Source organism: Pseudomonas sp. FSL W5-0299 (assembly GCF_005930655.1).
Taxonomy (GTDB): Bacteria; Pseudomonadota; Gammaproteobacteria; order Pseudomonadales; family Pseudomonadaceae; genus Aquipseudomonas; species Aquipseudomonas mandelii.
On sequence record NZ_RXHX01000044.1, the window covers coordinates 14,036 to 36,799 of the forward strand.

The following is a 22,764-nucleotide window of genomic DNA, read 5'->3' on the forward strand; positions in this document are numbered from 1 at the left end:
CACGTCCCCTGTAGCAGCTGCTGCCATGCATTCTGCTGATAGTCCCCCATCCAGCCCATCCATACCCGGCGCAAACCCCCGTCCCATCCGGCCATTCATCCTTTAGAGGTACACCACGAATACCTCCTTGGTGCGCTTATCGCTCCCAACGTGCGGCAGTAGGGTGGGGCCTTCTGTCACTCACCGGGGAAGACGCATGACAAAAACAACAATGCGCGCCATCTTCACACCGCAAGCGCTGGCCGCTGCGGTTGCCTTGGGCTGCTGTGCCCAGGCGCAGGCTGTTGCGTTCAACATTGGCGAAATCGAGGGTACGTTCGACTCCTCGCTGTCCGTCGGCGCGAGTTGGGGCATGCGCGATGCCGATAGATCTTTGGTGGGCACCGTCAACGGCGGGACCGGTCAGTCTTCGACCGGTGATGACGGCCGGCTGAACTTCAAGAAAGGCGAAACCTTCTCCAAGATCTTCAAGGGCCTGCACGACCTCGAATTGAAATACGGTGACACCGGCGTCTTCGTCCGTGGCAAGTACTGGTACGACTTCGAGCTGAAGGACGAAGACCGCGAGTTCAAGCCGATCAGCGACAGTGGCCGCAAGGAAGGCGCCAAGTCCTCCGGTGCGCAGATTCTCGATGCCTTCGTTTATCACAACTATTCCATCGCCGATCTGCCGGGCACCGTGCGTGCCGGCAAGCAGGTGGTGAGTTGGGGTGAAAGTACCTTCATCGGTAACTCGATCAACAGCATCAACCCGATTGACGTCTCAGCGTTCCGTCGGCCGGGCGCCGAGATCAAGGAAGGGCTGATTCCGGTGAACATGCTGTTCGCCTCCCAGGGCCTGACTGATCAGCTCTCGGTGGAAGGTTTCTATCAACTGGAGTGGGACCAGACCGTCGTCGACAACTGCGGCACCTTCTTCGGCAACGACGTGGTGGCGGATGGTTGCAACAACAATTACACCGTCGGCAGTCCGGCGATTGCACCCTTGGCGCCCTTGGCATCGGCTTTCGGTCAGCCACTCCAGGTGACCCGCGAGGGCGTGGTCGTTCCCCGGGGTGGCGACCGTGATGCGCGGGATTCCGGGCAGTGGGGCACAGCATTGCGCTGGCTCGGTGACGACACCGAGTACGGCCTGTATTTCATGAACTACCACAGCCGCACGCCGACGGTCGGCACCACCACGGCCGGCCTGTCGACACTGGCCAGCCTGCCGGGGATGGTGAGTGTGGCCAACCGTCTGGCGCCGGGCAGCGGTGCGGGACTGGCGCAAAGCGTGATGCTGGGGCGCGGTCAGTACTACCTCGAATACCCGGAAGACATTCGCCTTTACGGCGCGAGCTTCTCCACTACCTTGCCGACCGGCACCGCGTGGAGCGGCGAGATCAGCTATCGGCCGAATGCACCCGTGCAGGTCAGCACCAACGACCTGACCCTGGCCTTGCTCAACCCGATTGCCGGTGGCGCTGCATCACCGATCGCCACCACCCCGGGCGCTGACAACAAAGGCTATCGCCGCAAGGAAATCACGCAGATCCAGAGCACCCTCACGCAATTCTACGATCAAGTGTGGGGTGCCCAGCGCTTGACCCTGGTCGGCGAAGCGGCGGTGGTTCACGTCGGTGGCCTGGAGTCGCGCAGCAACTTGCGTTACGGCCGCGACTCGGTGTACGGCCAGTATGGTTTCGGCGGCGATACCGACGGTTTCGTCACCTCGACCTCCTGGGGCTACCGTGCCCGGGCGATCCTCGATTACGCCAACGTGATCGGCGGGATCAACCTCAAGCCCAACCTGTCCTGGTCCCATGACGTCGCGGGTTATGGCCCCAACGGGCTGTTCAACGAAGGCGCCAAGGCGGTCAGCGTCGGTGTCGATGCCGACTACCGCAACACCTATACCGCGAGCCTGAGTTACACCGATTTCTTCGGTGGTGACTACAACACCCTGGAAGACCGCGATTTCCTGGCACTGAGCTTCGGCGTGAACTTCTGATCTGGCTGAGAAGGATGAATTTGATGCGCAAGATGATTCTGCAATGCGGCGCCCTGGCCTTGAGCCTGCTGGCGGCCAACGTGATGGCGGCGGTGTCGCCGGACGAAGCGAACAAACTCGGTACTTCCCTCACGCCGCTCGGCGCCGAGAAGGCCGGTAACGCCGACGGTTCGATCCCGGCGTGGACCGGTGGCCTCCCGAAAAACGCCGGCGCGGTGGACAGCAAAGGCTTCCTGGCTGACCCGTTCGCCAGCGAAAAACCACTGTTCGTGATCACCCCCGCCAACGTCGACAAGTACAAGGACAAACTCTCGGAAGGCCAGGTGGCGATGTTCAAGCGCTACCCGGAAACGTACAAGATCCCGGTTTACCCGAGTCACCGCACCGTGGCCGTGCCACCGGAAATCTACGAGTCGGCCAAGCGCAGCGCGCTGAACGTGAACAGCATCAACGACGGTAACGGCCTGGCCAATTTCACCGGCAACCGCTACTACGCGTTCCCGATTCCGAAGAACGGCGTGGAAGTGTTGTGGAACCACATCACCCGATATCACGGCGGTAACCTGCGCCGCATCATTACCCAGGTGACGCCGCAGACCAACGGCAGCTACACGCCGATCCGCTTTGAGGAAGAGATCGCCGTTCCGCAATTGATGAAGGACCTGGACCCGGAAAAAGCCGCCAACGTGCTGACCTTTTTCAAGCAGTCGGTAACGGCACCGGCGCGTCTGGCGGGGAACGTGCTGCTGGTGCACGAAACCCTCGATCAGGTGAAAGAACCGCGCCTGGCATGGATCTACAACGCCGGCCAACGTCGCGTGCGCCGCGCCCCGCAAGTCGCCTACGACGGGCCGGGCACTGCCGCTGACGGCCTGCGCACATCCGACAACTTCGACATGTTCTCCGGCGCGCCGGATCGCTATGACTGGAAACTGGTCGGCAAGAAGGAAATGTACATCCCCTACAACAGCTACAAACTCGACTCGCCAAGTCTCAAGTACGACGACATCATCAAGGCCGGCCACATCAACCAGGACCTGACCCGCTATGAGCTGCACCGGGTCTGGGAAGTGATCGGCACGGTCAAGCCGAACGAGCGACACATTTACGCCAAACGCCACATGTACATCGACGAAGACAGCTGGCAAGTGGCGCTGGTGGATCACTATGACGGTCGTGGTCAACTGTGGCGAGTGGCCGAGGGGCACGCCCAGTATTACTACGATCACCAGACCCAGGCGTACACCCTGGAAGCGCTCTACGACATCATTGCCGGTCGATACATTGCGCTGGGGATGAAGAACGAAGAGAAGCACAGCTTTGAATTCGGCTTCGAAGCCAAGGCGGCGGACTACACGCCATCGGCGTTGCGTGCCGAGGGCGTCCGGTAAGGGCGTTGATACATTCGCAGTGCAGAAGGCGACCGGTGGGTCGCCTTTTTTATGGCTGCCAATCAGCGTTCTGAATACTTCTCAACAAGCGGGTTGGAGAGGGCTAGGGTTGCCGGACAATTATAAATAGGCACGCCGCAATGACCGCCATGACCCCGTGTCTTGACCGTTCTGGATTCCTGCCCCGTCTGTCCTCTCATCACCTGTCGCGTGATCGATTGACCGGTCCCTTGCTAGCGTCCACGTCCCGGGTGAAATTACTCTGCGCGCCCGCCGGCAGTGGCAAGACTGCGCTGCTCGCCGACTGCCTTTTACAGGCGCCGCCGCCATGCCGGGTGTGCTGGTTGCCGTTATCTGGCATAGCGATGAGCACGGTGGATTTTCGTCAGCGAGTGGCAGAAGCGCTGGGGCTGGCTTCGGCAGAAGAGCCGGCGATGCTCGGTGCGCTGGCTCGATTGCAGGTGCCGACCTGGCTGTTTCTCGATGACTATTGCCGCGTTCCGAACCCGGAACTCGATCAACTGCTGGATCGCATGCTGGCCGTCAGCAGCCCGGCGCTGACCTGGTGGCTGGGTGCCCGCCGTCGCCCGCAATGCAACTGGCCGCGGTTGCTGCTCGATGATGAATTGTACGAATGCGAGCGCGCCACGCTGGCCTTCAATCAAACGGAGATTGCCTCGCTGTTGCGCCACCTGACACCGGCCGATGCCAGCACCGCTGCCAGCAAGATTATCCAGCGCAGTGGCGGCTGGTGCGCCGGTGTACGCATTGCGCTGCTGCAAAAATGCGACTGGTCGCGCAACGACCCGCATCACAGCCGACCTGACACATTGCTCGATTACCTCGAGCACGAACTGTTTTCCGGCCTGACCCCGGAGTTGACGGAAGCCTGGCGGGTACTCGCGCATTTGCCACGCTTCAACGCTCGGCTGTGCGATCACCTGTTTGGCGCAGGGGAGGGCGCGCAATGCCTGAAGACGTTGCAGGATCTGGGGTGCTTTATCGAGCCCTGGCAGGACTCCGCCGACTGGCTGCAGATCTTCTCCCCACTCACGCAATTGATGCGCGATGAACAATGGCCGGCCGGACGTTCCTGGCATCGCCGTGCCTGTCAGTGGTTTGCCGCCGAGCAGGACTGGAAAGCTGCGTTCGAACAGGCCTTGCTGGCCGAAGAGTTCGAGGTCGCGGTCAGCCTGTTGCAGCATTTCAGTTTCGAGCATTTATTCGAGGAGCAGACCGTCGTGCTGTTGTTGCGGTTGTACGAGCAACAAGGTGACGCGCTGATGTACGGTTCGCCGCAACTGGTCGGGTTGATCACGGCGGCGTCTTTGTTTGCCGGGCGGTTTGAGCAAGCCGCCGATTGCATCGAGCAGTTGTCACGATTCATCCCGCAGCCCTCGGCGATTCTGCAGCGGCAACTGATCGCACGGTGGCAGGCGCAGCAGGGTTGGCTGCTGCATCTTCAAGGGCGGATGGACAGTTCAAGCGCGCATTTTCTCGATGCGCTGAACGTGCTCGGTCCTGACCTCTGGCCCGTGCGCTTGATGTGTCTGTCGGGTTTGACGCAACAGGCCCTGCTCAGGGGCGAGCTCGAAGTGGCGCAAGCCATCAATCGCGATGCGTTGTGCCTGGCGCGTGCGCAAGGCTCGCTGGTTTTCGAAGGGCTGCTGGAACTTGATCATGCGCAATTGCTGGAGCAACGTGGTGCTCCTCAGCGAGCCGACCATTTGCTCGCCAACGTTCAGAACATGCTCACTCAACAGCAGCGGCTTGCCGAACCCCTGCTGGGGCGAATTGCCTTGCACCGTGGGCGCTTGAGTTTGTGCCAGGGCTTGGATACGCAGGCTGTTGCGTGTTTCGAAGCGGGGCTGTCTATCTGTATGCGCAACCACGACAAACGGGTGCTTTACGGTTTCCTCGGTTTGGCGCAGGTGGCGGCCAATCAGCGCGACTATGCCCAAGCATTTGTCTATCTTCGCGATGCCGAGCGCTTGATGCAGCAACGGCAGATTCCCGACACCGTTTACCGCGGTGTGCTATTGCAGATCAGCAGTCAATTTTGGCTACAGCAGGGGCGCCCGGAACTGGCCCACGAGGCGCTCAGTCGAGTACTGCGCCACTATCGTGGCCCGCATGCACGGCAGGCGCCTCCCGCGACCCTGATGTTGATCGCACGGATCGATTATCTGTTGGTGTTGGCAAAGGTCGACCTGCACCAGGCCAAAGACCCGCTGAGCCATTTCGCCGAGGCACTGGAACAATCGCAGCTCGCAGGCATGCTGGCGCTGGAGGTCGAATTGCTGTTCGGCGCAGCCGAAGTCGCGTGGCAGAACGGTGACAGCGTCGGTGCCCGAGATTGGTTGCGCAAAGGGTTGAATCTTTCTGAGCACCATGGGCTTCGCCAAGCGCTCGTTGAGTTGCAATTGCGAAAGCCTGATCTTCTGCCAGTACTGGATGATGGTTGGGATCGTTCGGAAAAAAATCTGCAGGTGAGTGAAGTCAATCCGCTCAGTCAACGTGAAGTGGAGGTGCTCAAGCTGATTGCTCTGGGCAATTCGAATCAACAAATAGCCGAGCAGTTGTTTATCTCCTTGCATACGGTGAAAACACATGCACGGAGAATTCACGGGAAGTTGGGCGTGGAGCGCCGGACTCAGGCGGTTGCGAAAGCCAAGAGTGTCGGTTTATTGGATTGAAGAGCGCAAAACTTTTTATTGAGGGGGGCGCCCACAGAGTGCGAATAGTCGGTTCTGTTTTACGTTGTTTTCAGGTTGGGAAAATTGCACTGGGAGATGTTTCATCTTATATGTAAGGTCTGGTGTTTTAATGATTGATTGAAGGGTGGGGTGAGGCGGTTGTCACAGTGTAAAACTCAGCGGTGGCTGAGTGCGTCGCTTTGTTGTGAGGGGTACGGTTTCATCTATTTCGTTTTTTCTTTATGTGTCGCTTCTGTGTTTAAGTTGCTTGTACAAATGTTGAAAGATTTTTTGAGTTTTTAATAATAAGGCGATCTGTTTTAGTTTGGTCTCAAGTTAATCGGCAGCAACGTGCCGTTTTTTATGATCAAACTAACGAGATTTCTAATGCAAGACGAGCAAGCAACAAATGCAATGCTGGAACAAGTACGTGAAGCACGTAACAATTTACTCGAAGCACTCAGGAAAATTCCTTCGTTCAAGGCGGTTCTTCAGGTTGTCCTGACGACCGAATTTCAGAAGATGGATTCAGAGGGCTCTATGGCACGCCGTTTTGTAAATCTTCGTTCGGGTGCAAGTCCAACATCTGCGGAACCCACCGGCAACCTGCTAGATGTGTTTTTTGAGTGCTTAAAGCGCGGCAGGCCACCCCAATACACTGCTGATATATATGGGATGTATGAGCTGGATAATATCGGCGCAGAAACCTTCAGGCTGAAATATCTGGATGTGGCAAACGTCGGAAAAATGATCGCCGAACTGATGCAAAACCTGCCTGAGAAATGCAGTTCCGTATTAGGTGAATATTGGCGCGTATCCTCTCTGGTTGATAGTAAAAATCGTCCTTTACCGTCGCCTAAACAGGAGTTGCGCACTCTTCAGGCGCGACTTTTCTGGCGCGAACTGGACCTGGCGGCTAGCGAGAATCTGGTGTCCAAAGGCGACGTCGCGACCATCAATGGTTTAATCGGTTCGGGGCTGCCAAGTACCTGCTATGCCGTCTCGGTTGAAAAACAACAGGGGGTTTTTTCGACGCTGGCATCCACCTTTGTGATTTCTCTTTCTGGCGCTGTTGCAAATGAACTGAATCCAGCAGTCAGTCAAGAGGTTGTTCTTTATTCACCATTCGGTGGATTGGAAAAATTCGGCACCGTAAGTGACCTTCATAAAACGTTGCAACAGCGGTTATCCGATGCGTCAAACCGCACCGAACTTTTGCAGGGGCTGCCGGAGGACGAGCGAGCTCTGGTATCGAGTGTTCCAGCGATTCGCTACGCGAGAATCCTTGAAGATCTGTTTGAGCATTGCAATAACGGCGTGCTGGCGAGGCAAAGTCGTGATGTCATCTATCAAGTACGAAAATTAGTGACCGTCGGCGCGCATACCGAGGCGGCGTGGGTACCGCTGGATTCTGTTCTGTCCATGGATACATTTGTACGCTCTGAAAATGCGCGAAATGTGCTCTTGATCAAGGCGATGCTGGAGAACGCTCGGCCCGAGTGGTTTAAGAAGGCCTATGTCACCAATCAGCAGCTATATGTCGGTCTGGAGAAGAACTTGCTTGAAAGCCAGATTCAGCTTCATGAGTTGACCAAAGACGTGGTGACTCTTGCAGCTTATGCCCGACAGGCCGTGGAGGCGTTTATCTCGCCGGGAACCGACGAGCGAATCGATCCTGACACGGTGTTCGTGAATATTCAGCACTCGGTCAGGATGGCGAATGGCAAACGGGTAGAACACATTGAGCGGAAAACACTGACCCAAGCGTTCATGTATGGGGCACATGATCAGGCTGGGCGCTACACGATTACGCTGGAGAAAAACTATGACCTCGCCAGACTGACGCCTGAAAACATAATGCGAGCCATTGAAACGCTGGATCTGCGTCTGGCGTACAGCCCCGCACGGCAGCGAGTGTATGGCCAGCAGAACGTCAAGGAAGCGATGCGGGAAGTGTTGGGTCGAAAGACGGCTTTGACCCTGTTCGGCGCCATCTTGCAAAAACATGTCACCTCGACTGCGCAGGATATTGTTCAGCGTTACAACTTTGGTGATCCCTCTATTGAAGCGTCTGGGATTGCGTTAAGCGCTTTCTATAACTTCAAGCCCTTGAAGGATCTTATTGTCTACCGGAGGAAAGCAGGAGACTCGAATCTCAAAACGTACGTGCTCTATGCACCGGGCTCCCCGATGAATAAAGACTGGTACGAATTCTCCGATCTGGACAGTCTGCAACGGTATATAGGGTTGTGGGCCCTTGAAGAAGAGGGACGCACCTACCTTCGAACCCAAGTGCATGTGAGTGATCGACATAACCTGGAACATGAAGTGTTCGGCAAGGAATGGCCGCGTGGTGAACCGAGGGAGAGGATTCAGGGCAGAGCATGGTGGGACCAGGTCAATCTTGTTGCCTGGGTTGAAAGTGAAATGTTAAAGGGCAGTATTCAAAGTGTCCTTGACTGGGAAGACGCGGAAGAAAAGGCCGTCACGCCCCATTGGTACCGAAACGCCCCTACGTCTGATCGCCGGCTGTTCAATCGTTTGACCACGGACTTCAAGGCCATCTATAACGCGTCAAAAGACATATTTCATATTGAGGGCCTTCAAAAGTTTTCTCGTGAATTGGTCATGAACCATTTGAATGAGTATCTGGGCCGGGCGGGCGATCGCCGAATCGATCCTGATCGAGTCATGGTGAAGTTTCATAAAGGCGCAATGACGCTGACACAGTTATTTATCAATTGGCATCTGTGGCGCAGCGATACGAATGTGTTCGAGAAAATCTTGCTGCCTGGATCGAATACGCTTAGAGACAGTATCCGGGTGTCTGAGTTCTGGTGGAAGGACACGGGCGAGCCAATGACTGAGCTGAATTCCAGTACGCTCAATCAGCTAATCGACTTGATGCCAGGCAAGCATTACAGCCATTATCTGAAATCAAACTTTCTATGGACGCCGGATATTGATCTGCGGGCAAACCTGTATCGGGAGCTCAAGAAAAACGAGATGTTCAGGGCGGCACTGACGCAAAAGCTCAATGGCACGTTGCCGTCGGCGCATTATGATTGGCTGATCGAGTCAATCAAGGGGCTGGATCGAGACACAAGGACGCCAGACGGTGTTTCACCCGGCAGTGAACCTGGCGAAGGGGTTTATGAATTCTGGCTTGAAGGTGCCCGCATAGCGGGGGGTTACGTTTTTGGTGAGGGGCATGTGAAGTTTGCCTATATCCCGAATTCGCCTGGCAAGTCCTTTATCTGGGTCGGTGATTTATCCAAGGCTATCCAGAACGATCGACTTTTGGGCGAGCATCTTCGGAGTCTGGCCGGTTTACGTGGGCAGGACAGGGTCGGCGCCTACATCAGCAAGTCCGGAGATCCGCAAGGTTCGCTGCCAGTACCGGGGTTGGGCGGAACCCATCCGGTCTACAACTTCAAGGCCGAGTACGAAAGTCTGATTAATCGAGCACTTGATGATCTGGATGTCCTGACCACCACGCCAGTCGAAGCGTTTTGGCAGGAGACTAAGATTCTTCTCGAAGTGGCATTGGATGTGATCTCGATCTTTGTCCCGCCGGTGGGATTCGCCGTCAGTGTGTTGAAGATCAGTCATTCGATCGTGCAAGGCATCATTGCATCCAGCCATGGGGATTCTGCAGGCGCCAATGCGCATTTTGCTGCCGCATGGCGTGGGGCAATCCTCATGTACCTGGGTAAGGTCGCTTCGGTAGGATCGGCGGCCTCTGCACTTGGTCTGCTGTCCACAATCAGGGATCTGACCGACGTGCTCTCGGCCGTCACGGGCGTTCCGGTTGGAATCAGTTATGTCACTGCGGTGGCTGTGCCGCACTGGACCCCCGAGAGTTCGACCCGCGTGATCGGTTGATGGTCGGGACCCACATCAAGGCGTTATCCAGAGCATAAATGATCGGAGCTGATCAGTTCCGATCTTCAGACATCGGCGGTGTCTCATACCCCATCCGCCAACTCACGGCCCGTGTCGCCGCCAGCAATCGCTGCGCCGCCGGGCCGTTTTCGTCAGCGTGAAACAGTGAGGTCGGGCCGACAATGGTCAAGACCGCCGCCACGTTCCCCACCGCGTTGAATACCGGTGCCGACAAGGCGTCCACCCCCGGCATCAATAACCCATGCACATGATGCAGGCCACGTTCGCGGATCTGTTCGCACAACTGCGCATACGCCTGATCATTCGCCAAGGCGTGGTCGGCAGTGTCTTTCAGTTCCTGATCGCGCAAGTCCACGGTTTCGCGCTTGGGTAGAAACGCGCCAAACACCAGGCCGGTGGACGAACTGAGCAACGGCAGCACCGAACCCAATTGCGTCACCACCGTCACCGCACGCACCGCCGGTTCGATGTGCACCACGGTCGCGCCTTGATTGCCCCATACGGCCAGAAAGCAGGTTTCGTTCAGTTCATCGCGCAACTCGGCCAAGGGCAGGGCGGCGACTTTCAGCACGTCCATACTGTTGAGGGCGGCGAGGCCGACGCGCAAGGCTTCACGGCCTAGGCCGTAGTGATTAGTCGCTGCGTTTTGTTCGGCAAAACCGCTGGCGATCAGCGCCTGCAAATAACGATGGACCTTGCTCGCTGGCATCTGCACGTGTTCGGCCAGGCGCGACAATGAGGTCGAGGGCGACAACTCGGCCAGGGCCTTGAGGATGTCGGTACCGACCTCGGCCGAGCGGACTTTCTGCTTATCGTTGTTGCGCGGCGTTTCCATGGAGGCGATGTGATCCCGGGACGAATGGGCGTCTTTATAGCTTGACGGTCAATACCAATCAAATTACGTTATGCGTAATCGAATTACGATAAAAATAACCCTGGCGTGCCGAGACCTCTGCAGCAGAGCGACAGGCCATTGCCTACTCCCTGTTCAGGAGGCTCCATGAACCTCGATTCAACGGCGCCAGCGCTGGCTTATCAGTCAGGCTTCGGCAACGAATTCAGCAGCGAAGCGTTGCCCGGCGCACTGCCCGTCGGCCAGAACTCCCCGCAAAAAGCCCCTTACGGCCTCTACACTGAACTGTTCTCCGGCACCGCGTTCACCATGGCCCGCAGCGAAGCGCGACGCACCTGGATGTACCGCATTCAGCCGTCGGCCAATCACCCGGCGTTCGTCAAACTGGAGCGGCAACTGGCCGGTGGTCCGTTGGGGGAAGTGACTCCCAATCGCCTGCGGTGGAATCCGTTGGACATCCCGACCGAGCCGACCGACTTCATCGACGGGCTGGTGAGCATGGCCGCCAACTCGGGCGCGGACAAACCCGCCGGGATCAGCATCTACAGCTACCGCGCCAACCGTTCCATGGAACGCGTGTTCTTCAATGCCGACGGTGAACTGTTGCTGGTGCCCGAGCAGGGTCGCCTGCGCATCGCCACCGAACTGGGCCTGCTGGACCTGGAGCCGCTGGAAATCGCCGTGCTGCCGCGCGGTCTGAAATTCCGCGTCGAATTGCTTGACCCGTACGCTCGCGGCTACATCGCTGAAAACCACGGCGCACCACTGCGCCTGCCGGATCTGGGGCCGATCGGCAGCAATGGTCTGGCCAACGCGCGAGACTTCCTGACCCCCGTCGCGCATTACGAAAACCTCAAGCAACCGACCACCCTGGTACAGAAATTCCTCGGCCAGTTGTGGGGCTGCGAGCTCGATCATTCACCACTGAACGTGGTCGCCTGGCACGGCAATAACGTGCCTTACAAATACGACCTGCGCCGTTTCAACACCATCGGCACGGTCAGTTTCGATCACCCGGATCCCTCGATCTTCACCGTCCTGACCTCGCCGACCAGTGTCCACGGTCTGGCCAATCTGGACTTCGTGATCTTCCCGCCACGCTGGATGGTGGCCGAGAAAACCTTCCGGCCACCGTGGTTTCACCGCAACCTGATGAACGAATTCATGGGCCTGATCAAGGGCGAGTACGACGCCAAGGCCGAGGGCTTCTTGCCCGGCGGTGCGTCGTTGCACAGTTGCATGAGTGCTCATGGCCCGGATGGCGAAACCTGCACCAAGGCAATCAACGCTGACTTGGCGCCGGCGAAAATCGACAACACCATGGCGTTCATGTTCGAGACCAGCCAGGTGCTGCGCCCGAGCCGTTTCGCCCTGGATTGCCCGCAACTGCAAACTAATTACGACGCCTGCTGGGCCTCGCTGCCCGCCACTTTCGACCCGACCCGGAGATAACCCATGACTCAGACTTCCATCACTCGTAGCTGGGTTTCTTCCGCCAACGGCCACGCTGATTTCCCGCTGCAAAACCTGCCGCTGGGCGTGTTCAGCGTAAAAGGTTCGGCACCGCGCAGCGGTGTGGCCATTGGCGAACATATTTTTGATCTGGAAGCGGCACTGGACGTCGGCCTGTTCGACGGCCTGGCAAAAACCGCCGTAGAAGCCACCCGTGGCGGCCAGCTCAATGCGTTTTTCGAATTGGGCCGTGAGGCTCGCGTGGCGCTGCGCGAACGTCTGCTGGAACTGTTCGCTGAAGGCAGCACCCTGCACGGCAAGATCGAAGCCCAAGGCGCAAAACTGCTGCCACTGGCGGCGAATTGCGAGATGCACCTGCCGGCGAAAATCAACGATTACACCGACTTCTACGTCGGCATCGAGCACGCACAGAACGTCGGCAAACTGTTCCGTCCCGACAACCCTTTGCTGCCGAACTACAAGTACGTACCGATTGGTTATCACGGTCGTGCCTCGACCATTCGCCCCTCCGGCACCGACGTTCGCCGCCCGAAAGGCCAGACCTTGCCGGCCGGTCAGACCGAGCCGACCTTCGGCCCGTGCGCACGTCTGGATTACGAGCTGGAACTGGGCATCTGGATCGGCCCGGGCAACGAGATGGGCGACTCGATCGCCATTGGTGATGCGGCCGATCACATTGCCGGTTTCTGCCTGCTCAACGACTGGTCGGCGCGCGACATCCAGGCTTGGGAATACCAGCCGCTGGGGCCGTTCCTGTCAAAAAGCTTTATCACCAGCATCTCGCCGTGGGTAGTGACGGCCGAAGCGCTGGAGCCGTTCCGCCGTGCTCAACCGGCACGTCCGGAAGGCGATCCACAGCCGCTGCCGTATCTGTTCGACAAGCGCGATCAAGCCGCAGGAGCGTTCGATATCGAGCTGGAAGTGCTGTTGCTCACCGAAGGCCTGCGCGAGCAAAAACTCCCGGCCCATCGCCTGACCCTCAGCAACACCAAACATATGTACTGGACCGTGGCGCAAATGGTCGCGCACCACAGCGTCAACGGCTGCCAGTTGCAGGCCGGTGACCTCTTTGGTTCGGGCACGTTGTCGGGGCCGGAAAGCGGTCAATTCGGCAGCTTGCTGGAAATCACCGAAGGCGGGAAAAAGCCGATCGAGCTGGCGTCGGGCGAGGTGCGCAAATTCCTCGAAGACGGCGACGAAATCATCCTGCGCGCCCGTTGCAGCCGCGACGGTTTTGCCTCCATCGGTTTCGGCGAATGCCGTGGCAAAGTGATCGCGGCGCGCTAAGAGGATCCGGTCATGGAGCTTTATACCTACTACCGTTCGACGTCGTCGTACCGGGTGCGCATCGCGTTGGCGCTCAAGGGCCTGGATTACCAGGCACTGCCGGTCAACCTGATCGCACCGCCAGGTGGCGAGCATCGGCAAGCGCCGTATCTGGCCATCAACCCACAAGGGCGCGTGCCGGCCTTGCGAACCGATGAAGGCGAACTGTTGATCCAGTCGCCGGCGATCATCGAGTACCTGGAGGAACGTTATCCACAGGTGCCGTTGCTGTCCAAAGACCTGGCCGCGCGCGCTCATGAGCGTGGTGTTGCGGCGGTAATCGGCTGCGACTTGCATCCGCTGCATAACGTCAGCGTGCTCAACAAGCTGCGGCAGTTGGGCCACGATGAACCGCAGGTGGTGGAGTGGATCGGGCACTGGATCAGCCAGGGGCTGGCGACGGTGGAACAGTTGATCGGTGATGACGGTTACTGTTTTGGCAATGAACCAGGCTTGGCGGATGTATATCTGATCCCTCAGCTCTATGCCGCCGAACGTTTCAATATTTCGCTTGAGGCGTATCCACGGATTCGCCGAGTGGCGGCGTTGGCCGCAACCCATCCCGCCTTCATCAAGGCCCGCCCGGCGAACCAGCCAGACACCCCTTAAAGCCCCACGCGCCCCCTGTAGGAGCGAGGCTTGCCCGCGAAGAACGATAACAAGGTCGTGCTGACAGACCGAGGCGCCCGGTTCGCGGGCAAGCCTCGCTCCTACAGGGGGCGTTAGTGGACGATTGAGTTGGGCGGCAAATGCCCCAGTCGTTCAGTCAGGCGAATCCGCTGGATCGGGTCATCACTGAGCAGCAGCGCATGCTCCAGGTCGAAACGCTCGGCGTTCGGGCAGTCCAGCCGTTGATAGAGGCTGGCCCGGGCCAGGTAATCGGCGGCGTTGGCGTTGCCCAGTGCCAGCACGCGTTCAGCGTCGATCAAGGCGCCGATGTAGTCATCGTGGGCAAGGTGCAACTGACGCAGATTGCGTGACAGCCGTTGCAGCATCTGCACAGGGTCGGCGGTCAGCATGTGCTCGGCGTTGAGTTGCATGTTCGGGCCGTACTGGCGTTGCAGCAGTTCACGGCAATCATTGGGGTACAAGCGGCGGCCACCGCAGGGGTCCAGCAGATGATCGGCGCCCGGCACCCGCAGCAGGAAATGACCGGGGAAATTGACCCCGACCAAAGGGATCTCCAGGCGCTTGGCCAACTCCAGTGCGATCAGCCCCAGGGACAACGGCTGGCCGCGCCTGAGTTCCAGCACTTTGTTGAGCAGGGCCACTTGCGGGCGCAACGGGGTGAAATCGTCCTGGGCGAACCCCAGGTCATTCATGCGACGCAGCAGCGGCTGGGCCAGTTCGCTCACCGGCAGCATCGGCAAGCCATGGCTGACCCGCTGTTGCAGGTCTCGGAAGTCTCCCAGCACCTTCTCGGCATCCACCTCTTTGTCATGTTCGGCCGCCATCCACAGCGCGGCCTCGAACAGCGCGGGTGGTGATCGTTGCAGGCAGTCAAAAAAACGTTGGCGCGGCGTCATCGAAATCTCCGGGCAATGCCTCGTTTTAGCCCCGTCGCCGGCATTCGTCCAGTACCGCACACATGAGGTCGCAGGTTATGCCCGAAAGCCTGCAATGCAGCGCCGCTTATTCCGGTGCGCTTCTGCAAATTTTGGGCGCAAGCCTATACTGGCGACTACAAGAAGTGATTCGGGAGCCCGACGATGTTCGCTCTCATGCAAAGCACTCGCCTTGAATCGCTGCATCTGAGCGTCGACCCGGTCACCGGGTTGAAGGCGGTCATTGCCATTCATAGCAGCCGCCTGGGGCCTGCCCTGGGGGGGTGTCGTTACCTTGCCTATCCCAGCGACGAGTCTGCGGTCGAGGATGCCATTCGCCTGGCGCAGGGCATGAGTTACAAAGCTGCGTTGGCCGGCCTGGCGCAGGGCGGCGGGGTGGCGGTAATTGTTCGACCGGTCCATGTGGAAAACCGCGCGGCGCTGTTCGAAGCCTTCGGCCGCTGCATCAATCAGCTCGACGGGCGCTACATCACGGCGATCGACAGCGGCACCTCGGTGGCGGACATGGATTGCATCGCCCAACAGACCCAACACGTCACCAGCACCACCTCGGCGGGCGACCCCGCGCCACACGCTGCGATGGGGGTGTTCACCGGCATCCGTGCCACCGCCATGGCCCGTCTGGGCAGCGATAACCTCGAAGGCCTGCGAGTGGCCATCCAGGGGCTGGGTAACGTCGGTTATGCCTTGGCCGAACAGCTGCATGCGGCCGGTGCCGAACTGCTGGTCAGCGATATTGATCATGGCAAGGTGCAATTGGCGATGGAGCAATTGGGCGCTCACCCGATCGCCAATGACGCGTTGCTCAGTACACCGTGCGACATTCTCGCGCCCTGCGGCCTGGGCGGTGTGCTCAACAGCCACAGCGTGACGCAACTGCGCTGCTCGGCAGTGGCCGGTTCTGCGAACAATCAGCTGACCCATCTGGAAGTCGCCGATCAACTGGAGCGGCGCGGCATTTTGTATGCGCCGGACTACGTGATCAATTCCGGCGGGCTGATCTACGTTTCACTCAAACACCGTGGCGAAGAGCTCACAACCATTACCGCCCACCTGTCGAAAATCGCCTCGCGGCTGACCGAAGTCTTCGCCCATGCCCAGGCGGAAAAACGCTCTCCGGCACGGGTGGCGGACGAGTTGGCGGAAAAAGTGCTGTACCGCTGAGCCATGCCTTTACTGCAGACATGAAAAAGGCCCTGAGTCCATTGGACTCAGGGCCTATTCAATTCGGGCATTGTTTACTTCGGTGTCTTGGCGGCTTTGGCTGGCTTGGTCGGCGCAGCGGCTTCACCCTCTTCGACCGGTTCAACCTTTTCAACCACTTCAACCGGCGCATTCAGCAGTTCGGACAACGCGTCCGGCTGGCTCTTGAATGCCTTGGCAAATACATCGCGGTTCTTTGCCATGTAGATCCCGGCTTCTTCCACTTGCTGTTCGGTCAGGGACGGAACGGCTTTCTGCAACACTTCAGCCAGCAATTCAGCCAGTTCGAGCATTTTGTCATGACGGTCAGCTTCGGCTTTATCCATGAACAAGCGCTCCAGATCTCGGCTGCTGCGGTATACCACTTCGACGGCCATTCACCACCTCACATGCCTTCACATTAGTTGTCTGTTTCGACCACTGTATTTATATACAGCGAAAAGGATAAGCGAATCCCCGCGCTTTGGGTAGTGGCTTTTTAATGTAGACCGAAATCAGCATTTGTCAGTTAAACCGTGTTGCTCCATTCGCGGGCAATAAAGGTCGATGTGATATGTAGGAGCGAGGCTTGCCCGCGAAGGGGGGCGACGAGACACCAAAAAAGTGCCCCGTGGCAGCCCATCGCCATCTCACCCAACAGCCCCTGGCCTTTTTTCTGCATGCAGAACAACCGTCACGTCAAAACCGCATTATCCGCTCGAACCGAGCTAAGGAAGAATCATCGTGAAAATCAACTGGGCCGAGAACCTGCGGCAGAACGTGCATCAATTGGCAGAGTCTTTGGGCAACCTGTTCGTCGAGACCTTCCATTACCTGGCGCTGTTCGCCATCGGTGCAGTGACCGCGTGGGCGGCGGTGATGGAATTTCTGGGGATGATCGAAGAAGGGCACATCAAGATCGATGACATCCTGCTGCTGTTCATCTACCTGGAACTGGGGGCGATGGTCGGGATTTACTTCAAGACCAACCACATGCCGGTACGTTTCCTGATCTACGTGGCGATCACGGCGCTGACGCGGCTGCTGATCTCCAACGTCTCGCACCACAATCCGCCGGACCTGGGGATCATCTACCTGTGCGGCGGGATTCTGCTGTTGGCGTTTGCGATCCTGGTGGTGCGTTACGCTTCGTCGCAGTTCCCTTCGGTGAAGATCGAGCACCCGCAACGCAAGATCGGTACGGGTTCCGGTGAGCATCCAGACGTCGAGAAGGGCGAGATTTAAAGGCCCATAGTCGGGCGAGGCCGGGCTTTGGCCAAGGGTGGCGGCAGGTTGCGATTGTCGCCATCGGTCATGGCTTCGAGGATGGCCACGGCGCTGTGGCCCTGTTCAATGGCGATGCCGAACTGAATGCTTTGCACCAGGCGCTTGAGGCGCTTGGGGTCATTGCGCTGTTCGGCGCTGATCATCCGCTTGGCAACCACATGGCCGCTGTTGGAGAGGGTCAGCATGATGCTGCCGTCCAGACCCTGAATGCTCAGGTTGATCTGATAATCCGCTGCAAAGGCATCGGTAATGAGCTGAAAAGGGTTGTCCATGATGCGTCACCGCCTGATTGAACGTGCAGTTGTTGACCGGCCATGATCGGGTTGGTTCGCGTTACCGGACCATCGGCAAGCCGCTCGCTGAGGTTTTCAAAAGTCCTTTTGCCTCGCAGGTGATGTAGCAAGGGCCATGCCGGAAAAATTGTCGAACAATGATCGCGGCCAAAAAGAGGCGGGCACCTTGGCCCGCCTTCTTTTTGCCTGCCCGTTTCAGGGCATGAACGAGTAGATGATCGCAGACAGTGCAATCAAACCGATCAACACCACGAACACGTTCGACACTTGCCCGGAGTACTGGCGCAAGGCCGGCACGCGGCGGATGGCGTACATCGGCATCAGGAACAACAGGCACGCAATGATCGGCCCGCCGAGGGTTTCGATCATGCCGAGGATGCTCGGATTGAAGGTCGCCACGGCCCAGCAACTGAGGATCATGAACAGCGCCGTGATGCGGTTCAGCCAGCTCGCCGACATCACCCGGCCACGGCCGCGCAGGCTTTTCACGATCAGGCCCTGAAAGCCTTCGCTGGCGCCGATGTAGTGGCCGAGAAAGGATTTGGTGATCGCCACCAGCGCAATCAGCGGCGCGGCATAAGCGATGACCGGGGTCTGGAAGTGGTTGGCCAGGTACGACAGGATCGAGATGTTCTGCGCCTTCGCCGCCGCCAGGTCAGCCGGGGACAGTGCCAGCACGCAGCTGAAGCAGAAGAACATCACCGTCACCACCATCATCGCGTGGGCGATGGCGAGGATGCCGCTGCTCTTGCGTTCGGCCTGTTCGCCGTAACGCTGTTTCTGGTCAACGGCGAAAGCGGAAATGATCGGCGAATGGTTGAACGAGAACACCATCACCGGAATCGCCAGCCACAGGGTTTTGAAGAACAGCGGCAACGGCATGCCTTCGCTGGCAGTGGCGAAGAACGCGCCGTTCCAGTTCGGGATCAGGCTGACGCCGAGCAGCAGCAACGCCGCGACGAACGGGTAAACCAACACGCTCATGCATTTGACGATGACGCCCTGGCCGCAGCGCACGATCGCCATCAGACCGAGAATCAACACCAGCGACAGAATCGCTCGCGGTGGTGGGGCGATGTGCAACTGATGCTCCATGAAGCTGCTCAAGGTGTTGGTCAGCGCCACGCTGTACACCAGCAGAATCGGGAAGATCGCGAAGAAATACAGCAGCGTGATCAGCTTGCCTGCACCGATGCCGAAGTGTTCTTCAACGACTTCGGTGATGTCCCCGGAACGGCCGGACAGCACGAAGCGGGTCAGGCCCCGGTGAGCGAAGTAGGTCATGGGGAATGCCAGCACTGCCAGGATCAGCAGTGGCCAGAAGCCACCCACGCCGGCGTTGATTGGCAGGAACAGCGTTCCGGCACCAATCGCCGTGCCATAGAGGCCGAGCATCCAGGTGGTGTCGTGTTTGCTCCAGCCCTTGTGGGTTATTTCGCTATTGCGTGTCAGGTCTACAGCGGGATTTTCGGCAGCAGGTGTACGTACATCGGTCATCGTTTGGCCTCGTTATTGTTCTTACTCGGGCTCACGTGTTGCAGGCGGTCAGGGAATGCTCCTCAGCACTCCACCCAGCTCACTGCCAGGCCGCCCCGTGAAGTCTCTTTGTATTTGTCATGCATGTCGGCGCCGGTATCGCGCATGGTGCGGATCACCCGGTCCAGGGAAATGAAGTGTTTGCCGTCGCCGCGCAGGGCCATTTGCGTGGCATTGATGGCCTTCACCGCCGCGATGGCGTTGCGCTCGATGCACGGCACTTGCACCAGGCCGCCGACCGGATCGCAGGTCAGGCCGAGGTTGTGTTCCAGGCCGATTTCGGCGGCATTTTCCAGTTGCTCGGGCGTGGCGCCGAGCACGTCGGCCAGGCCGGCGGCGGCCATGGCGCAGGCGGAACCGACTTCACCCTGGCAGCCGACTTCGGCACCGGAGATCGACGCGTTTTTCTTGCAGAGAATGCCTACGGCCGCCGCGGCCAAAAAGAAGGCGACCACGTCATCGTCCGACGCGTCCGGGTTGAATTTCATGTAGTAGTGCAACACCGCCGGAATGATCCCTGCTGCGCCGTTGGTCGGTGCCGTGACCATGCGCCCGCCCGCCGCGTTTTCTTCGTTCACGGCGAGGGCGAACAGGTTCACCCACTCCATGGCCGACAGCGTGGAGGTGATGACATTCGGTTTGCCGATTTCCAGCAGGCTGCGGTGCAGTTTCGCCGCGCGGCGCGGAACATTCAGACCACCGGGCAGGATGCCTTCGTGACGCATGCCTTGCTCGACGCACTCACGCATCACCGACCAGATGTGCAGCAAGCCCTGACGGATCTCGGCTTCGCTGCGCCAGGCCAGTTCGTTGGCCATCATCAACTCGGAAACCCGCAAGCCGTGCTGGTTGCAGAGCTTGAGCAATTCGGCGGCGCTGGAGAAATCGTAGGGCAGCACCACATCGCTGGCCGGCGCAATGCCGGACTCGGCTTCCGCCGCTTCGATGATGAAACCGCCGCCGATCGAGTAGTACGTTTGCTCCGACAGCTCACCGGTTTCGCCGAAGGCTGTCAGCGACATGGCGTTGGGGTGGTAGGGCAGACTCTCATCGAGCAGCAGGAGATCGCGTTGCCAGTTGAAGGCAATGGTCTTGTTGCCGGCCAGAGTCAGTTCGCCGGTTTCGCGCAAGGTCTGGATTCGGCTGTCGATGGTGGTCGGATCGATGCTGTCCGGCCATTCGCCCATCAGGCCCATCACGCAGGCGCGGTCGGTCGCGTGGCCGACGCCGGTGGCGGAAAGGGAGCCGTACAGACGAATTTCTACCCGACGGACGGCGTCGAGCAAATTCTGGTCAATCAGTGCCTGGGCGAAGGTCGCGGCGGCGCGCATCGGGCCGACGGTGTGGGAACTGGACGGACCGATGCCGACTTTGAAGAGATCGAAAACACTGATAGCCATGCTAAAGCCTATACAAGCAATGGAAGAGAAATCGCTGCCATTTTTGTAGGACAAGCGCAATGTCGGCGATACTGCCGACCTCGGTCCTACATGACCAACGAAACTTCCTAAGACAGCCTTTAGCAGGACTAAACAATGAGTCGCCAATTGCACGCCCAGACTTACGTCTGGCTGCACGTGTTTTCCTGTGCCGCGCGGCACTTGTCGTTCACCCGCTGCGCCGAAGAGCTGCACATCACGCCGGGTGCGGTCAGTCAGCAAATCCGCCAACTGGAAGAGCGGCTGGGCTTTCGCTTGTTTCACCGTCGTGCGCGCGGCGTGGAATTGAGCGCCGAGGGCCAGCGACTGGCCATCACCGTCAACGAGGCTTACGGCAGCATCGATGCGGAATTGCGACGACTGGACGCCGGAATGATCAGCGGAATTCTGCGGGTGCGTTCGATTCCATCGTTCCTGAGCAAGTGGCTGACCCCGCGCCTGCCACGCTTGCAGCAGCGCTTTCCGGACATTCAATTGCGCCTGGTGGCCGAGGACAGCAGCGTGCCGTTGCATGAAGGGGACTTCGACCTGGCGATCGACCTGAATGACGGCAGTTATCCCGGGTTGTTATCCACAACCTTGCTCGACGAGCAGATATTCCCGGTCTGCGCCCCGAGCCTGCTACGTGGCCGACCGCCGCTGCACGGTCCGGCGGGCCTGGTGCACTTTCCGTTGCTGCACGACATCACCGCCTGGCGCGGCAGTTACGAGTACGCGGAATGGGAGTTCTACCTCAGTGCCATCGGCTTCGAAGGCGCGGACGTGCGGCGCGGGCATACCTTCAACCGCAATCACCTCACCATCGAAGCGGCGATTGCCGGCATGGGCGTGGCAATTGCGCGGCGCACGTTGCTTAACGATGAACTGGAGCGGGGGACGTTGATTGTGCCGTTCGGGCTGGCGGTGCCCAATCACAAACGCTACGTGCTGCTCTATGCGCCAGGGGCGCTGAGCCATCCGGGCGTGCGTGCGGTGCATGACTGGCTGGTAGAAGAGGCGGGGATTTTCCGCAGTCTGCACCCGCTGGCGGAGCGACAGATGTGAGCAATTGTGACTGAGGAGAGAGGCGACCCAACTCCCGACCTTAACAGCGCTTTTGGTGGTTGTCCGACTTTTTTTGCGAATCCATATTTATCTTTTTTTAGGGGTTGAAATGTTCTTCGCGCAGACCGATTGTGTAAGTAAGAGGTCACGGTGATGACGCCCAAGGGCCAGCCGATGCGCCTCTCGCGAGCTAGCTGAAATAAGGGATGAACTATGCAAATCCAAGTCAACAGTGATAACCATATTCAAAGCAGCATCCGACTGGAGGAGTGGGTACGTACTACCATTGAGAGCACGCTCGAACGTTATGAAGAGGACCTGACACGCGTCGAGGTTCATCTGCGGGACGAGAATGGCGACAAGCCAGGTCCCCATGACATGCGCTGCCAACTGGAAGCGCGGCCAAAAGGCCACCAACCGATTTCTGTCACTCATAAAGCCGACACCCTGGAGCAAGCAATCGACGGTGCGGCGGAAAAACTCGAACATGCGCTTGAGCATCTGTTCGGCAAACTGCGGGGCAAACCACGTGCCGCTTTGGTGCCGTTCGAAAGACCCACTGCCGATGCGCTGCTGGAAGATGAATTTCTCGAGAACGAACAGGCTGCGCAAAACGGCTGAAGCCTGATCCACATTTAACCTTTCCGCTCTCCACCCTTAAAAACGGGCCTGCACATGCAGGCCCGTTTTCGTTTTGCCGATCAATCAACTGATCGTTCCCGAGCCCGCGGATCAGCGGCTCGGCACCCCTCGCATCGCAATCGGACTGTCCGGAACAAGCGA

At 58.7% G+C, this 22,764-nt stretch carries 16 protein-coding genes and 1 pseudogene; 11 read left to right on the forward strand and 6 right to left on the reverse strand.

What is annotated here, in order from left to right; all coding sequences use genetic code 11:
* The first annotated feature begins 196 nt into the window (after positions 1-196).
* The 4 genes from FHL16_RS30220 to FHL16_RS30235 all read left to right on the forward strand — a co-directional run bounded on the left by FHL16_RS30220 (position 197) and on the right by FHL16_RS30235 (position 9,962).
* Positions 197-1,990 carry a DUF1302 domain-containing protein gene (locus FHL16_RS30220; protein WP_042932362.1) on the forward strand — a complete coding sequence of 598 codons (1,794 nt, stop codon included), beginning with the start codon at positions 197-199 and terminating at the stop codon, positions 1,988-1,990.
* A 23-nt stretch (positions 1,991-2,013) separates the two neighbouring features.
* Complete coding sequence (locus FHL16_RS30225; RefSeq protein WP_077750189.1) at positions 2,014-3,381, forward strand: DUF1329 domain-containing protein; 1,368 nt, start codon at positions 2,014-2,016, stop codon at positions 3,379-3,381.
* Positions 3,382-3,521: 140 nt separating this feature from the next.
* Positions 3,522-6,077 (forward strand): LuxR C-terminal-related transcriptional regulator, encoded by a 2,556-nt coding sequence (locus FHL16_RS30230; RefSeq protein WP_077750190.1) that lies wholly within the window; start codon positions 3,522-3,524, stop codon positions 6,075-6,077.
* A 387-nt stretch (positions 6,078-6,464) separates the two neighbouring features.
* Positions 6,465-9,962, forward strand: a complete 3,498-nt coding sequence (locus tag FHL16_RS30235; RefSeq protein ID WP_077750191.1) for a dermonecrotic toxin domain-containing protein — start codon at positions 6,465-6,467, stop codon at positions 9,960-9,962.
* A gap of 52 nt (positions 9,963-10,014) precedes the next feature.
* Here the strand turns inward: FHL16_RS30235 and FHL16_RS30240 are convergent, their stop codons facing one another.
* Complete coding sequence (locus FHL16_RS30240) at positions 10,015-10,818, reverse strand: IclR family transcriptional regulator (protein WP_010463197.1); 804 nt, start codon at positions 10,816-10,818, stop codon at positions 10,015-10,017.
* A gap of 165 nt (positions 10,819-10,983) precedes the next feature.
* Here FHL16_RS30240 and hmgA point away from each other — a divergent pair, with 165 nt between their 5' ends.
* From hmgA to maiA, 3 genes are read left to right on the forward strand one after another with little or no spacing between them, the layout of a single operon-like run.
* The gene (hmgA, locus tag FHL16_RS30245; RefSeq protein WP_010463195.1) at positions 10,984-12,288 is read left to right on the forward strand and encodes a homogentisate 1,2-dioxygenase; all 1,305 of its coding nucleotides are present in this window, start codon (positions 10,984-10,986) and stop codon (positions 12,286-12,288) included.
* 3 nt (positions 12,289-12,291) lie between these two features.
* Positions 12,292-13,596, forward strand: coding sequence for a fumarylacetoacetase (gene fahA / locus FHL16_RS30250; RefSeq protein ID WP_077750192.1), 1,305 nt, complete (start codon positions 12,292-12,294; stop codon positions 13,594-13,596).
* Between the two features lie 12 nt (positions 13,597-13,608).
* The gene (gene maiA / locus FHL16_RS30255) at positions 13,609-14,244 is read left to right on the forward strand and encodes a maleylacetoacetate isomerase (RefSeq protein WP_077750193.1); all 636 of its coding nucleotides are present in this window, start codon (positions 13,609-13,611) and stop codon (positions 14,242-14,244) included.
* Positions 14,245-14,357: 113 nt separating this feature from the next.
* Here the strand turns inward: maiA and FHL16_RS30260 are convergent, their stop codons facing one another.
* On the reverse strand, positions 14,358-15,161 hold the full coding sequence (locus tag FHL16_RS30260) for a SirB1 family protein (protein WP_077750194.1): 804 nt from the start codon (positions 15,159-15,161) through the stop codon (positions 14,358-14,360).
* Positions 15,162-15,344: 183 nt separating this feature from the next.
* Between FHL16_RS30260 and FHL16_RS30265 the strand changes: the two genes are divergently transcribed.
* Positions 15,345-16,364: a Glu/Leu/Phe/Val dehydrogenase family protein gene (locus FHL16_RS30265; RefSeq protein ID WP_010463187.1), complete on the forward strand. Its 1,020-nt coding sequence runs from the start codon at positions 15,345-15,347 to the stop codon at positions 16,362-16,364.
* Positions 16,365-16,540: 176 nt separating this feature from the next.
* On the opposite strand, the pseudogene FHL16_RS30270 reads toward FHL16_RS30265, so the two are convergent.
* Positions 16,541-16,780 (reverse strand): annotated as a pseudogene (locus tag FHL16_RS30270) (YebG family protein); the annotation flags it as partial.
* A gap of 346 nt (positions 16,781-17,126) precedes the next feature.
* Between FHL16_RS30270 and FHL16_RS30275 the strand changes: the two are divergent.
* A complete protein-coding gene (locus FHL16_RS30275; protein ID WP_077750195.1) occupies positions 17,127-17,627 on the forward strand; it encodes a phosphate-starvation-inducible protein PsiE in 501 nt (166 codons plus the stop codon).
* On the opposite strand, the gene FHL16_RS30280 is transcribed toward FHL16_RS30275, so the two are convergent.
* From FHL16_RS30280 to FHL16_RS30290, 3 genes are all read right to left on the reverse strand, one after another.
* Positions 17,624-17,941, reverse strand: a complete 318-nt coding sequence (locus FHL16_RS30280; RefSeq protein ID WP_010463182.1) for a DUF3509 domain-containing protein — start codon at positions 17,939-17,941, stop codon at positions 17,624-17,626. The genes FHL16_RS30275 and FHL16_RS30280 overlap by 4 nt on opposite strands.
* Positions 17,942-18,157: 216 nt before the next feature.
* Positions 18,158-19,459, reverse strand: coding sequence for an HAAAP family serine/threonine permease (locus FHL16_RS30285; RefSeq protein WP_010463179.1), 1,302 nt, complete (start codon positions 19,457-19,459; stop codon positions 18,158-18,160).
* A 62-nt stretch (positions 19,460-19,521) separates the two neighbouring features.
* Positions 19,522-20,898 (reverse strand): L-serine ammonia-lyase, encoded by a 1,377-nt coding sequence (locus tag FHL16_RS30290; RefSeq protein WP_077750196.1) that lies wholly within the window; start codon positions 20,896-20,898, stop codon positions 19,522-19,524.
* Positions 20,899-21,033: 135 nt separating this feature from the next.
* Between FHL16_RS30290 and FHL16_RS30295 the strand changes: the two genes are divergently transcribed.
* Together FHL16_RS30295 and FHL16_RS30300 are read left to right on the forward strand one after the other, a co-directional pair.
* A complete protein-coding gene (locus FHL16_RS30295; protein WP_077750197.1) occupies positions 21,034-21,981 on the forward strand; it encodes a LysR substrate-binding domain-containing protein in 948 nt (315 codons plus the stop codon).
* A 213-nt stretch (positions 21,982-22,194) separates the two neighbouring features.
* Positions 22,195-22,602 carry an HPF/RaiA family ribosome-associated protein gene (locus tag FHL16_RS30300; protein ID WP_010463173.1) on the forward strand — a complete coding sequence of 136 codons (408 nt, stop codon included), beginning with the start codon at positions 22,195-22,197 and terminating at the stop codon, positions 22,600-22,602.
* The last annotated feature ends 162 nt before the right edge of the window (positions 22,603-22,764 follow it).

What these genes read in the sequence shown, in the direction of transcription:
- FHL16_RS30290 (WP_077750196.1), bottom strand. Translation starts at nt 20,898, where the DNA reads ATGGCTATCAGTGTTTTCGATCTCTTCAAAGTCGGCATCGGTCCGTCC.
- FHL16_RS30265 (WP_010463187.1), top strand. Translation starts at nt 15,345, where the DNA reads ATGTTCGCTCTCATGCAAAGCACTCGCCTTGAATCGCTGCATCTGAGC.
- FHL16_RS30235 (WP_077750191.1), top strand. Translation starts at nt 6,465, where the DNA reads ATGCAAGACGAGCAAGCAACAAATGCAATGCTGGAACAAGTACGTGAA.
- FHL16_RS30230 (WP_077750190.1), top strand. Translation starts at nt 3,522, where the DNA reads ATGACCGCCATGACCCCGTGTCTTGACCGTTCTGGATTCCTGCCCCGT.
- FHL16_RS30280 (WP_010463182.1), bottom strand. Translation starts at nt 17,941, where the DNA reads ATGGACAACCCTTTTCAGCTCATTACCGATGCCTTTGCAGCGGATTAT.
- fahA (WP_077750192.1), top strand. Translation starts at nt 12,292, where the DNA reads ATGACTCAGACTTCCATCACTCGTAGCTGGGTTTCTTCCGCCAACGGC.
- FHL16_RS30285 (WP_010463179.1), bottom strand. Translation starts at nt 19,459, where the DNA reads ATGACCGATGTACGTACACCTGCTGCCGAAAATCCCGCTGTAGACCTG.
- hmgA (WP_010463195.1), top strand. Translation starts at nt 10,984, where the DNA reads ATGAACCTCGATTCAACGGCGCCAGCGCTGGCTTATCAGTCAGGCTTC.
- FHL16_RS30260 (WP_077750194.1), bottom strand. Translation starts at nt 15,161, where the DNA reads ATGACGCCGCGCCAACGTTTTTTTGACTGCCTGCAACGATCACCACCC.
- FHL16_RS30225 (WP_077750189.1), top strand. Translation starts at nt 2,014, where the DNA reads ATGCGCAAGATGATTCTGCAATGCGGCGCCCTGGCCTTGAGCCTGCTG.
- FHL16_RS30240 (WP_010463197.1), bottom strand. Translation starts at nt 10,818, where the DNA reads ATGGAAACGCCGCGCAACAACGATAAGCAGAAAGTCCGCTCGGCCGAG.
- maiA (WP_077750193.1), top strand. Translation starts at nt 13,609, where the DNA reads ATGGAGCTTTATACCTACTACCGTTCGACGTCGTCGTACCGGGTGCGC.
- FHL16_RS30220 (WP_042932362.1), top strand. Translation starts at nt 197, where the DNA reads ATGACAAAAACAACAATGCGCGCCATCTTCACACCGCAAGCGCTGGCC.
- FHL16_RS30295 (WP_077750197.1), top strand. Translation starts at nt 21,034, where the DNA reads ATGAGTCGCCAATTGCACGCCCAGACTTACGTCTGGCTGCACGTGTTT.
- FHL16_RS30300 (WP_010463173.1), top strand. Translation starts at nt 22,195, where the DNA reads ATGCAAATCCAAGTCAACAGTGATAACCATATTCAAAGCAGCATCCGA.